Source organism: Rudaea cellulosilytica DSM 22992 (genome assembly GCF_000378125.1).
Lineage (GTDB): Bacteria > Pseudomonadota > Gammaproteobacteria > Xanthomonadales > Rhodanobacteraceae > Rudaea > Rudaea cellulosilytica.
This window is the reverse complement of sequence record NZ_KB899241.1, coordinates 1,155,781-1,168,091: the sequence shown is the minus strand read 5'-3', so window position 1 is coordinate 1,168,091 and position 12,311 is coordinate 1,155,781. Positions and strand designations below refer to the sequence as shown.

Here is a 12,311-nt window from a genome sequence, read left to right as displayed (position 1 = left end):
GTCGCCATGCCGGCCACAGCCGAGGCGACCCGCGCATGGCTGACCCTGCTGCGCGCGCCGGGGGTCGGCGCGGCGAGCATACGCAGCTTGCTGGCTAGGCACGGCAGCATTGTCGACGCGTGCAGACACGCACGACGCGAGGCTAGTGGGGAAGCCCACGCCTGGCTCGCGGCGCCCGATTCGGCCCGGCTTGATGCGGACGAAGCCTGGCTCGCCGCAGCCGATCACCATCTGCTCACCTGCGACTCAGACGACTTTCCGGTACTCCTGCGCGATATCGCCAGCGCGCCCGCGGCACTGTTCGTCATCGGCGATCCTGCGCTGCTGTGGATGCCGCAGATCGCGATCGTCGGCGCACGCAGCGCCAGCGCGGGAGGCATCGCCAATGCGCGCGCGTTCGCCGTCGCCGGCAACACGGTGACGAGCGGGCTCGCTGAAGGCATCGACGGCGCGGCGCACGCTGCGGCGCTGGCCGCGGGCGGCAAGACCATCGCCGTGCTCGGCACCGGCATCGATCTGGTCTATCCGCGCCAGCATGCGCAGCTGGCCGCGGACATCGCCGCGAACGGCGCGCTGGTCGGCGAATATCCGCCCGGCGTGCCCGGGCAGGCGAACCACTTCCCGCGCCGCAACCGCATCATCTCGGGCCTGAGCCTCGGCACGCTCGTGGTCGAGGCGAGCCTGAGGTCCGGTTCGCTGACGACCGCGCGCTATGCGGCCGAGCAGGGCCGCGAAGTCTTCGCCCTGCCGGGCTCGATCCACAACCCGCTCGCACGCGGCTGCCACAAGCTGATCCGCGAGGGCGCCAAGCTGGTTGAAACCGCGACCGAAGTGCTGGAAGACCTGCGCGGCGTCGGCGCGATCCTCGCCGACGGCCTGCGCGAACGTCTGGCTGCGCTCGACACGCAAAGCCGCATCGATCCGACGGCGCAGCCTAGCGGCAATACGCACGGAAACGATCCAGAATACGCCGCGTTGATGCAGGCGCTCGACCATACTCCGGCAGCGCTGGACGAGCTCGTCGAGCGCACCGGGCTCGCTGCTGGGGCGCTGTCCTCGATGTTGCTCGTGCTCGAACTCGACGGCCTCGTCTGCGCCGAAAATGGGCGCTATGCGCGCAGCGTGCGTTAGGTCGGAAACGGCTCCGCACGAAGTCGCGAAATCGCCTGTTACGGCAGGCCGAGCTTGACAGCATGCCCGTTTGCGGGTTTGACTGGAAAAAGGGGTGCCGCGGGACCGCGGCTCCGCAACTGCTTGAATTTCCCTCAGACCGATCCATTTCTCCGCGTCGATACGGACGTATCCGTGCCCGCGAAATAACCTATGGCAAAGAACCTGCTTATCGTCGAATCGCCGGCCAAAGCGAAGACGATCAATAAATACCTCGGCAAGGATTTCCAGGTCCTGGCTTCGTACGGTCACGTGCGCGACCTGAAGCCGAAGGAAGGCGCGGTCGACCCCGATCACGACTTCGCGATGCACTATGAGCTGATCGAGAAGAACGAGAAGCATGTCGACGCGATCGCCAAGGCGGCGAAGCTGGCCGACTCGATCTATCTCGCGACCGACTTGGATCGCGAAGGCGAAGCGATCTCCTGGCACATCTCGGAAATCCTCAAGCAAAAGAAATTGCTCGACGGCAAGGAGGTGCACCGCGTGGTGTTCTCGGAAATCACGCCGCATGCGATCCGCGAGGCCGTGGCCAACCCGCGCAAGCTCTCGCACGACCTGGTCGACGCGCAGCAGGCGCGGCGTGCGCTCGACTACCTGGTCGGCTTCAATCTGTCGCCGGTGCTGTGGCGCAAAGTCCAGCGTGGCCTGTCCGCGGGCCGCGTGCAGTCGCCCGCACTGCGCATGATCGTCGAGCGCGAGGAGGAGATCGAAGCGTTCAAGGCGCAGGAATACTGGACGATCGCAGCCGACTGCGCGCATCCGGACCTGCACTTCAGCGCGCGCCTGCTCAAGCTGCGCGGCAAGAAATTCGAGCAATTCGACCTGACCAACGAGCACGATGCCCATGCCGCGCGCGATGCGCTGATCAAGTCCGCGCAGGGCCGCCTCGTCGTCGCCGAAGTGCAGTCGAAGGAGCGCAAGCGCCGCCCGTCGCCGCCGTTCACGACATCGACTTTGCAGCAGGAAGCTGCGCGCAAGCTCGGCTTCTCGACGACGCGCACGATGCGCCTCGCGCAGGGCCTGTACGAAGGCGTCGCGATCGGCGGCGAAGGCACGGTCGGCCTGATCACCTACATGCGTACCGATTCGGTCAGTCTCGCGGCCGATGCGATCGGCGAGATCCGCAAGGTCATCGCGCGCGACTACGGCGCGAAAGCGCTGCCCGAGGCGCCTAACTTTTATCGCGCCAAATCGAAGAATGCGCAAGAAGCGCATGAGGCGATCCGCCCGACCTCGGCGCTGCACACGCCACGCGAAATGGCGCAGTACCTCAGTGACGACCAGCGCAAGCTCTACGAGCTGATCTGGAAGCGTGCGGTCGCAAGTCAGATGCAGTACGCCACGCTCAATACCGTCAGCGTCGATCTCGACGCCGGCAATGATTCGATGTTCCGCGCGAGCGGCACGACCGTGGTCGATCCGGGCTTCCTCGCCGTTTACGAGGAAGGTCGCGACGCGAAGAACACCGAGGACGAGGACGAGAACCGCAAGCTGCCCGCGATGCAGATCGGCGAGGCCGTGCCGCTGGCCGACATCGCCGCCAACCAGCACTTCACCGAACCGCCGCCGCGCTACTCGGAAGCTTCGCTGGTCAAAGCGCTCGAGGAATACGGCATCGGCCGCCCGTCGACTTACGCGAGCATCATCCAGGTGCTGCTCAACCGCGAATACGTGACGCTCGACAGTCGCCGCTTTAAGCCTACGGACATCGGCCGCGCGGTCGGCAAGTTCCTTGCCGGTCACTTCACCCAGTACGTCGACTACGACTTCACCGCCAAGCTCGAGGACGAGCTCGACGCGGTCAGCCGCGGCGAAGAGGAATGGAAGCCGTTGCTGCAGAGGTTCTGGACGCCGTTCAAGGCGCTGGTCGAGGACAAAACCGAAACCGTCGACCGCAGCGAAGCGGGCGGCGAGCGCGTGCTCGGCGACGACCCGATCAGCGGCAAACCCGTATCCGTGCGCCTCGGCCGCTACGGGCCGATGGCCCAGCTCGGCGGCCGCGACGACGAGGACAAGCGCTTCGCCAGCCTGCGCCCAGGCCAGAGCATCCACACGATTTCGCTCGAGGATGCGCTGCACCTGTTCAAACTACCTCGCGCGTTGGGTGAGGCTGCGGACGGAGAGACCATCAGCGTGGGCATCGGCCGCTTCGGCCCGTTCGTCAAGCACGGCAAAATCTACGCATCGATCAAGCCGCCCGACGATCCGTACACGATCGAACTCGAGCGCGCGCAGGAAGTCCTGCGCGAAAAGGAGGAAGCGATCCGCAACCGCGTCATCGCAAGCTTCCAGGACGGTGCGATCCAGATTCTGCGCGGCCAGTACGGCCCCTACATCACCGACGGCAAGAAGAACGCGAAGATTCCGAAGGATCGTGAACCAGCGAGCCTGACCGAGGTGGAATGCGTCGAGCTGATCGCTGCCGCGCCCGAGAAGCGCGGTCGTTTCGGCAGGGGCGCGAAGGCTGCACCGACGAAGAAGGCGGAAGCGGCGCCGGCAAAGAAAGCTGCGGCTAAAAAAGCTCCCGCCAAGAAAGCCGCCGCGAAGAAGAAGGCGGCTACAAAGAAAACCGCGGCGAAAAAAGCGGCAAGCAAGACCGCATAGCGGTGGCGATGGATTCCGGTCTCGACATCGCTGTCGCCGCGCTACGCTCGGGTGGAGTGATCGCCTACCCGACCGAAGCGGTGTACGGGCTAGGCTGCGATCCGGCGAACGAAGCGGCCGTGAGCCGAGTGTTCGCACTCAAGCAACGTCCGGCCACGCAAGGCATGCTGCTGATCGCCGCGGACTTCGCCCAGGTGGAAAAATACGTCGCCCTCGCCGCCGTGCCTGCAGCGGCGCTGGCGCGCGCGCTGGCAAGTTGGCCTGGCCCACATACCTGGGTGTTCCCGCGTGCGCCGCAGACGCCGCGCTGGCTCACCGGTGCGCACTCAGGCATCGCCTTGCGCGTGACCGCGCATCCGCTCGCCGCCGCACTGTGTCGCGCGTTCGGTGGCGCGCTGGTCTCGACCAGCGCGAACCGCCACGGCGAGCCGCCCGCGCGCAGCGCCGAGGCGGTTCAGGCTGCATTCGGTGCCGACGTGGCCTATATTCTCGCAGGAGAAACCGGCGGACTGGCGCGACCAACGCCGATCCACGACGTCGTGAGCGGCGAAGAGATCCGGATTTAGAACCCGTTTTCAAAGCGCAGTAGCTTCGAGAATAGGTTCCTAGGGAAGAATATTGAGGGGGAGCCGATGTCGGCCGTATTCGAGAACGCGCGATCCTCGGACGCGCAGAAAAAAATTCCGCTGCTCGCGGACGCGGACTTCAATCGCGTCTTCGCGCGGCACGGCGGACGCGAGGTTGACGCAGCTGAATTCCTCGCCGATGTGTTCGCGCTCGCAGCACGCCTGCCCGAGGCGCGCTACACACTCAATCTGTGCACGCAGCGTTATCACTTTCTTGTCGCATTCTGCGCTGCGGTCGTCGCTGGGCAGGCCAACCTGCTGCCGCCCTCGCGTGCACCGCAACTGCTCGCCGAAATGCTGCGCGCGTATCCGAACCACTACGTACTGACCGACGAAGACACCGCGTTGGCCGACACGCGCGTTATCGATGTACGCGATACGCTTTCGAGCGAAGCCGACCGAAAATTCTTCACCAATGTATCGATAGCGGCCGATCAACTCGTCGCGATCGGCTTCACCTCGGGGTCGACCGGCGCGCCGAAAGCCAACCGCAAGACCTGGGGCGGATTCTGCGCATCGAGCGCACTCAATCTCGCCGCGCTGGCGACGACGACGGGCGAGACGTTCAACATCCTCGCCACCGTGCCGCCACAGCACATGTTCGGCATGGAGCTGTCGGTGTTGCTGCCGCTGCGTTCGCGCGCGGCGATCCACGACTCGCAGCCGCTGCTGCCCGCCGATATTGCCGCCGCGCTCGCTGGCATGCCCGCTCCGCGCGTGCTTGTGACCACGCCGTTCCACCTGCGCGCGCTGCATGAGTCGGGCGTCGCCTTGCCTGCGCTCGCCGCCGTCGTCACCGCGACCGCACCGCTGTCGACCGAACTCGCCGCGGCGGTGGAAGCGCGCTTCGCAACGCAAGTGATCGAGCTGTTCGGTTCAACCGAAACCTGCGTGATCGCGCAACGTCGCACTGCGCTGGGCGAGGCGTGGTCGCTTTACGATGCCGTCGAACTGCACCCGCAACCCGATGGCACGCTCGCAAGCGCGGCGCATTTCGCCGAGCCGACCGTGCTGCAGGACATCGTCGAACTGCTGCCCGGGCGACGCTTCAACCTACGCGGGCGCAACAGCGACCTGCTCGAGATCGCCGGCAAGCGTGCCTCGCTGGCCGACCTGACAAGGCGGCTGCTCGCGATCGACGGCGTTCTCGATGGCGTAGTGTTCCAGCTCGACGCGGAGTCGGATTGTGCCGGTGTGCGCCGGATCGCCGCGCTCGTCGTCGCGCCGGATCTGGACGAGGCGCAGATCCTCGACGCGCTGCGCGCGACGATCGATCCTGCATTCCTGCCGCGGCCGCTACGCCGCGTCGATGCGCTGCCGCGCAACGCGACCGGCAAGCTGCCGCGCGCAGCGCTGCTGGCCGCGCTGTAGCGGCGCGACGCGCGGAAGCGCGAAAGGCGTCTCGCTAGGACTCGGTTACCAGCCGAACACCTTGTACTGCACGGCGCCGGGTTTGCCGTGCATGCCGGCGTCGAGGTCAGGTGGCATCGGGCCCTTGTAGCCGGGATCGACATACCACTTCTCCTCGCCGCTGTCCTTCGACTTGAAGTACTGGGCGAAGATCTTGCCGCGTTTGCGGTATTCGGTGATCGTCTCGTTGCCTTCCTGGCGCACGGTAATGACAGGCAGTTCGGTGGCCTCGGCGGCCTTCTGCACGTCCGGCGGCAAGCCGGGACTGTCAAATTTCTTCTCGGGTTCAGGCGGCAGGGCCGGCACCGGTTGCGCGGTGCGGCGCTTGGCTTCTTCGGCAGCGGCCTTGGACTCGGCGTCGGAATTCGCGATCGGCACCGTCTTCGCCTTGTTCGTCGCGGGTGGTGTTTGCGACGTGGACGCCGGCGGATCATCCATTGCCGGTGGCGGCTGCACCGGCGGCAAACCGTCATCGGTTTTCTTCTGAGCGTGAACTTGGACCTGCGCGGCAATCAGTCCGCAAGCGAGCATCAAGGGAAGCAACTTGCGCATGGCTCTACTCCGTCAGAAAACCTGGAGCGAGCATAGCAAAGCCGGCGTGAAGGTGGCATGAAACCGCCCACGGTTGTGGACCGTTCACGATTGCAAATAAAGCATGACTGGCCCAAGCTCACGGCCCCGCAGGAATTCGCGCCGCGCATGTCCGCCAAAACCCTGACTCTCATCGACGGCTCCGGCTACTTGTATCGCGGCTACCATGCCACGTACGACAAGCATTTCGCCACGCGCGCCGGCGAGCCGACCGGCGCGCTGTTGACCGTGCACAACATGGTTCGCCTCGCGCTGAAAGCGAAGCCGGACTACATCGCCTTCGTCGTCGATGCGCCAGGACCGACGTTTCGCGACGAACTCTACCCCGAGTACAAGGCGACGCGTTCGGCGATGCCGGAAGACCTCGCAGCGCAGATCGAGCCGATGCTGCGCATGGTCGCCGCGCTCGGCATTCCGATCCTGCGCGTCGCCGGCGTCGAGGCCGACGATGTGATCGGCACGCTCGCCAGACAGGCGGCGGAACACGGCATCGAGGTCACCGTTTCGACCGGCGACAAGGACATGGCGCAACTCGTCGATGCGCACGTCAAGCTCGTCAACACGATGACGAACACGACGCTCGACGAACAAGGCGTCGTCGAAAAGTTCGGCGTGCGCGCCGACCAGATCGCCGATTATCTCGCGCTGACGGGCGACACGGTCGACAACGTGCCCGGCGTCGAGAAGTGCGGGCCGAAGACCGCGGCGAAATGGCTGGCCGAATACGAGACGCTGGCCGGAGTGATCGAGAACGCGGACAAGATCGGCGGCAAGATCGGCGAAAATCTGCGCAAGGCGCTGCCGCACCTGCCGCTGTCGCGGACGCTGACGATCATCAAGACCGACGTGGCGCTTGACGAAACGCCGAACGATCTCTTGTTGCGCGATGCGGATATCAACAAGTTGCGCGAGTTTTATACGCATTACGAATTCAAGGCGGCATTGAAGGAACTCGATGCAACGGCTGCGGGTAATGCCGCAGAAGAGCCGGCCCCCGCGGCCTTGGCCGAGGCGCCTTCCCCAGCGCCTGTGCACGAAGGGAAGAGTTCGACGCCGTCGCGCTACGATCTCGTCCTCGCACAACCCGACTTCGACGCGTGGCGCAAACGCCTCGAAGCCGCCGACCTGTTCTGCATCGACACCGAAACCAGCGGCCTCGATCCGATGCAGGCCGAAATCGTCGGCGTTTCATTTGCGGTCGAACCGGGCCATGCGGCCTACGTGCCGCTCGCGCATGACTATCCGGGCGCGCCCGCGCAGCTCGATCGCGCCGCCGTGCTCGACGCGCTGCGCCCGCTGCTGGAGGACCCGAAGAAAACCAAATTGGGCCAGCACGCGAAATACGACATGAACGTGTTGTCGAACTACGGCATCGCCGTGCAAGGTGTGCGCTACGATTCAATGCTCGAATCCTACGTATGGAATTCTTCGGGCAACCGCCACGACATGGACACGCTGGCGAAGAAGTACCTCGGAGTCGACACGATCCGCTACGAGGACGTGACCGGCAGGGGCGCCAAGCAGATACCGTTCTCGCAGGTCGACGTGCGCGTCGCGGCCGATTACGCGGCCGAGGATGCCGATATCACGCTGCGCCTGCACGAAGCGTTGTGGGCCAAGCTTGAAACCGTGCCGACGCTGCAGAAGGTGTTCGACGACATCGAGATGCCGCTCGTGCCCGTGCTCGCACGCATGGAGCAGACCGGCGTGCTGATCGATGTCGCCAAACTGAAGAAGCAGAGCAATGAACTCGGCAAGCGCCTGCTCGAACTCCAGCAGCGCGCGTTCGAAGTCGCCGGTCGTCATTTCAGCCTCGACTCGCCGAAGCAGCTGCAGGCCTTGCTTTACGACGAGTTGAAATTGCCGGTGTCGGTGAAGACGCCGACCGGGCAGCCGTCGACGAACGAGGAAGCGCTCGAAGCGCTGGCCAATCAGCACGAGCTGCCACGCCTGATCCTCGATTACCGCACGCTGGCAAAACTGCGCTCGACCTACACCGACAAGCTGCCCGAGGCGGTCAATCCGCGCGATGGACGCGTGCATACGAGCTATCACCAGGCAGTCGCCGCGACGGGGCGCTTGTCGTCGAACGATCCCAACTTGCAGAACATTCCGATCCGCACCGAGGAGGGCCGGCGCATCCGCCAGGCCTTCGTCGCGCCGGAGGGTTTCAAGGTTCTCGCCGCCGACTATTCGCAGATCGAGCTGCGCATCATGGCGCACCTGTCGGGCGATCCCGGTCTGCTCGCCGCGTTCCATGGCAACCAGGACGTGCATCGTGCGACCGCGGCCGAGGTGTTCGGCGTGCCGCCCGAGCAGGTCGACGCGAACCAACGCCGCGCGGCGAAGGCGATCAACTTCGGCCTGATGTACGGCATGAGCGCCTGGGGCCTCGCGCGCCAGCTCGGCATCGAGCGTGGCGAGGCGAACGAATACGTGAAGCGCTACTTCGAACGCTATCCTGGCGTGCGCGAATTCATGGAGCGCACACGCGAGCAGGCGCATCGCGACGGTTACGTCGAAACACTGTTTGGCCGGCGCTTGTATCTGATCGAAATCCATTCGCGCAACGCGGGCTTGCGCGCCGGCGCCGAGCGCGCGGCGATCAATGCGCCGATGCAAGGCACGGCTGCCGACATCATCAAGCGCGCGATGATTTCGGTCGACGCCTGGTTGCAATCACTCGCCGGCGACGCGCGCATGATCATGCAGGTACACGACGAACTGGTGTTCGAGGTGCGCGAGAATGCGGTGAAGAAAGTGTCCGACGGCGTACGCGAGCGCATGATGCACGCCGCGGAACTTGAGGTGCCTTTGGTCGTCGATATCGGCGTCGGCGACAACTGGGACGAAGCGCATTGAGTGGTTGCCAAGCAAAAAACGGCACGCTTTAACGCAATCTTTGCGAAACCGAAGATGAAGTATTTTTCATCCTCGTCGTGTGCATGCGGAGCGACTGGCGCAACTACCTGATTTTTCAACGCATGAATGAAAACTAAACCGAACAGGTCAATTTTTCGCTTCGCCTTGAACTTCCGCCGCTCCAACCGCAACTAAGTCAGCGGTGCACGCAACGGCACCTCGGCTGGCCCACCTCCCTGGGTTCAGCCCACGAAGGCCGATCCCTCCCCAGATCCGCCTTCGGACCCGGCCCCGAGAGTTTCCCCCTAAACTCTCGGGGCTTTTTTTTGGGTGTATGAGTGCGCAATCTCGCCATGCAACCATTCGCGAAACGCGATCAGCGGCGGATATTTGGCCGAGCATGATGGATAGACGAGGTAGTGGCCGTACTTCGCCGGCATGCGTTCGCGCGTGAGCACGACCAACGCACCGTTCTCTATCAGCGGCTTCGCCAAGAGCAGGCGCCCCATCGCAACGCCGAGTCCTTGCGCCGCTGCGCGGTGCAGCAGCTCCACGTCGGTGAAGCTCGCCACGTAGCGATTCGGCAGCGTACCGCCGAATTCGGTGAACCAGCGCCGCCAATGCGCGCTGTTATCGTCGTACTCCCCAAGCAACGGCCAGCGTGCGAGATCCGCCGGCGCGGGCTTGCCGAATTCCTCGAGCCATTTCGGATGCGCAATCGGCGCCAGCTGCTCGTCGAGCAGATGCTCGGAGGTCAGGCCGGCCCATGTTCCCGCGCCGTAGCGCAATGCAGCGTCGACCGGCTCGCGCTCGAAGTCGACCACGGCCGTCGTCGTCTGCAGGTTGAATTCGAGTCCGGGATGCCTGGCCATGAATGCGGGCAGGCGCGGCATCAACCAACTCGACGAGAACGATGGCAGCGCGCTGATCGTCAGCGTGTTCGCCGGCTGCTCGCGCGTACGCGCGAACACGCGCTCGATGCCGTCGACATGCACGGCGACTTCATCGAGCAGACGGGCGCCGTGCGGAGTCAGACTCACACCGCGCGGGCCGCGCTCGAGCAGCTTGCGGCCCAGGCGCTCCTCGAGCGCGCGCATCTGATGGCTCAATGCGCTGACCGTGAGGTTCATCTGCGCGGCCGCGCGCGTCAGATTCTTCTCGCGCGCGACGGCGACGAAGGCCTGCAATGTATGCAGCGGCGGCTTGCTCATGTCTTCGCTTTCTCCGAGCGGAAAGGAAAGCGCAACCTTGAATCAGGTTCAACTCAGGTTTGCAAAAGTATCGCTTTTCCGCGACATGGCGCAAGCGTACCTTGTGTGCCTATCAAGACTCACGAGGAATTTGCCATGCTCGACTGGCTCAAGAAATTCGAACAATCGTCGCTCGGAATGCTGTTCACCGACCAGCATCTGTCGCCGTCCGAAATCGTGCGCATCGCACAGCAGGAACGCAATGCGCAGCAATCGGAACCCTGCGCCACGACTGCGGGCAAGCCGCGCAAGAACGGCTTGCCGCACACGCAGATGGTCGGTTTGCGCTGAAGAAGCTCGCAGGGGCGCGGTGCGCCCCCGCCGATCACGTCAGAGGTTCTTGATCAGCTCGTCACCGAACTCGGAACACTTCACCTCGGTGGCGCCATCCATCAGGCGCGCGAAGTCGTAGGTGACCTTCTTGTTCGCGATCGCCTTGTCCATCGCCGAGATGATCGCATCGGCCGCTTCGGTCCAGCCCATGTAGCGCAGCATCATCTCGCCGGAGAGGATGACCGAACCTGGATTGACCTTGTCGAGACCAGCGTACTTCGGTGCGGTACCGTGCGTGGCCTCGAACACGGCATGGCCGGTGAGGTAGTTGATATTGCCGCCCGGCGCGATGCCGATGCCGCCGACCTGCGCGGCGAGCGCGTCGCTGAGGTAATCGCCGTTGAGATTGAGCGTGGCGATCACGTCGAACTCGTCGGGGCGTGTCAGCACTTGCTGCAGCGTGATGTCGGCGATCGCGTCCTTGATCAGCACCTTGCCCGCGGCCAGCGCGGCTTTTTGCTCGGCGTTCGCCTCGGCCTCGCCCTTGGCAGCCTTGGTCTTCTCCCAGGTTTCCCAGGTGTAGGTGTGGCTCGGGAAGAACTTCTCGGCGACTTCGTAACCCCAGTTGCGGAACGCGCCTTCGGTGAACTTCATGATGTTGCCCTTGTGCACCAGGGTCACCGACTTGCGCTTGTTCTGGATCGCGTAGCTGATTGCGCTGTGCACGAGGCGCTCGGTGCCAAGATAGCTGACCGGCTTGATGCCGACGCCGACCTGCACGTCGACCTCGCGATGCGGCGCGCCGATCGCTTCGAGCTGCTTCTGCCATTCTTCGGCCTTGGCCTTGGTGCCGAAGCGGATTTTGTCGAACGCCTTCGGATCGTTCTGCGCGATGAAGTCGAGAATCTTCTGCGCGGCTTCGCTGCCCGCGGCGTATTCGATGCCGGCGTAGATGTCCTCGGTGTTCTCACGGAAGATCACCATATCGACCTTCTCCGGCGTCTTCACCGGAGAGGGCACGCCCTTGAACCAGCGCACCGGGCGCAGGCAGACATAGAGGTCGAGCATCTGACGCAGGGCGACATTGAGCGAGCGGATGCCGCCGCCGACCGGCGTGGTCAGCGGGCCCTTGATCGAGACGAGATAGTCGCTGCAGGCGGCGACCGTCGAATTCGGCAGCCAGGTGCCGAACTGGTTGTTCGACTTCTCGCCAGCGAACACTTCCAGCCAATGGATTTTCTTCTTGCCGCCGTAGGCCTTGGCCACCGCCGCGTCGAGCACGCGCACCGAGGCGCGCCAGATGTCGGCGCCGGTACCGTCGCCTTCGATGAACGGAACGATGGGGTTTTCCGGAACGTGGAGTCTGCCGTTCTGGATCGAAATCTTGGCGCCGCTAGCGGGCGCGGTGTAGATGGGTTCGGCCATGGGTTGCTCGCGTTTTCGGGTGGACGAGAAAGGCGTGTAGAACCTGTCTCCATGAGCAACGACAGTTCACGTGTCGCCGGAGCGCAGGAACCGGAGC

9 protein-coding genes are annotated in these 12,311 nt (G+C 64.4%); 6 read left to right on the top strand and 3 right to left on the bottom strand.

Translation table 11 applies throughout. The annotated features are described in order from the left end of the window. The first annotated feature begins 6 nt into the window (after positions 1 to 6). From dprA to F455_RS0105170, 4 genes are all read left to right on the top strand, one after another. Entirely contained in the window at positions 7 to 1,131 is a 1,125-nt protein-coding gene (gene dprA / locus F455_RS0105185; protein ID WP_018972215.1) for a DNA-processing protein DprA, read from the top strand. A 192-nt stretch (positions 1,132 to 1,323) separates the two neighbouring features. Continuing rightward, the gene (locus F455_RS0105180; protein WP_018972214.1) at positions 1,324 to 3,777 is read left to right on the top strand and encodes a DNA topoisomerase I; all 2,454 of its coding nucleotides are present in this window, start codon (positions 1,324 to 1,326) and stop codon (positions 3,775 to 3,777) included. Between the two features lie 8 nt (positions 3,778 to 3,785). Beyond that, positions 3,786 to 4,343 carry an L-threonylcarbamoyladenylate synthase type 1 TsaC gene (gene tsaC / locus F455_RS0105175; RefSeq protein WP_018972213.1) on the top strand — a complete coding sequence of 186 codons (558 nt, stop codon included), beginning with the start codon at positions 3,786 to 3,788 and terminating at the stop codon, positions 4,341 to 4,343. Between the two features lie 66 nt (positions 4,344 to 4,409). Continuing rightward, the gene (locus F455_RS0105170) at positions 4,410 to 5,774 is read left to right on the top strand and encodes an AMP-binding protein (RefSeq protein ID WP_018972212.1); all 1,365 of its coding nucleotides are present in this window, start codon (positions 4,410 to 4,412) and stop codon (positions 5,772 to 5,774) included. A gap of 45 nt (positions 5,775 to 5,819) precedes the next feature. Here the strand turns inward: F455_RS0105170 and F455_RS0105165 are convergent, their stop codons facing one another. Beyond that, entirely contained in the window at positions 5,820 to 6,365 is a 546-nt protein-coding gene (locus F455_RS0105165) for a hypothetical protein (protein WP_018972211.1), read from the bottom strand. Positions 6,366 to 6,512: 147 nt separating this feature from the next. On the opposite strand from F455_RS0105165, the gene polA reads away from it, so the two are divergent. Continuing rightward, positions 6,513 to 9,266, top strand: coding sequence for a DNA polymerase I (gene polA, locus F455_RS0105160; RefSeq protein ID WP_026293092.1), 2,754 nt, complete (start codon positions 6,513 to 6,515; stop codon positions 9,264 to 9,266). Positions 9,267 to 9,571: 305 nt separating this feature from the next. Here the strand turns inward: polA and F455_RS0105155 are convergent, their stop codons facing one another. After that, positions 9,572 to 10,477: a LysR substrate-binding domain-containing protein gene (locus tag F455_RS0105155; RefSeq protein ID WP_018972209.1), complete on the bottom strand. Its 906-nt coding sequence runs from the start codon at positions 10,475 to 10,477 to the stop codon at positions 9,572 to 9,574. A gap of 135 nt (positions 10,478 to 10,612) precedes the next feature. On the opposite strand from F455_RS0105155, the gene F455_RS0105150 reads away from it, so the two are divergent. After that, positions 10,613 to 10,807, top strand: coding sequence for a hypothetical protein (locus tag F455_RS0105150; RefSeq protein ID WP_018972208.1), 195 nt, complete (start codon positions 10,613 to 10,615; stop codon positions 10,805 to 10,807). A 39-nt stretch (positions 10,808 to 10,846) separates the two neighbouring features. Here F455_RS0105150 and icd read toward each other — a convergent pair whose 3' ends face one another. Continuing rightward, positions 10,847 to 12,214: an isocitrate dehydrogenase (NADP(+)) gene (icd, locus tag F455_RS0105145; RefSeq protein ID WP_018972207.1), complete on the bottom strand. Its 1,368-nt coding sequence runs from the start codon at positions 12,212 to 12,214 to the stop codon at positions 10,847 to 10,849. Positions 12,215 to 12,311 lie beyond the last annotated feature (97 nt).

Excerpts from the sequence above, each read along its gene's own strand:
- dprA (WP_018972215.1), top strand. The coding sequence starts at position 7 with ATGCCGGCCACAGCCGAGGCGACCCGCGCATGGCTGACCCTGCTGCGC.
- F455_RS0105180 (WP_018972214.1), top strand. The coding sequence starts at position 1,324 with ATGGCAAAGAACCTGCTTATCGTCGAATCGCCGGCCAAAGCGAAGACG.
- tsaC (WP_018972213.1), top strand. The coding sequence starts at position 3,786 with ATGGATTCCGGTCTCGACATCGCTGTCGCCGCGCTACGCTCGGGTGGA.
- F455_RS0105170 (WP_018972212.1), top strand. The coding sequence starts at position 4,410 with ATGTCGGCCGTATTCGAGAACGCGCGATCCTCGGACGCGCAGAAAAAA.
- F455_RS0105165 (WP_018972211.1), bottom strand. The coding sequence starts at position 6,365 with ATGCGCAAGTTGCTTCCCTTGATGCTCGCTTGCGGACTGATTGCCGCG.
- polA (WP_026293092.1), top strand. The coding sequence starts at position 6,513 with ATGTCCGCCAAAACCCTGACTCTCATCGACGGCTCCGGCTACTTGTAT.
- F455_RS0105155 (WP_018972209.1), bottom strand. The coding sequence starts at position 10,477 with ATGAGCAAGCCGCCGCTGCATACATTGCAGGCCTTCGTCGCCGTCGCG.
- F455_RS0105150 (WP_018972208.1), top strand. The coding sequence starts at position 10,613 with ATGCTCGACTGGCTCAAGAAATTCGAACAATCGTCGCTCGGAATGCTG.
- icd (WP_018972207.1), bottom strand. The coding sequence starts at position 12,214 with ATGGCCGAACCCATCTACACCGCGCCCGCTAGCGGCGCCAAGATTTCG.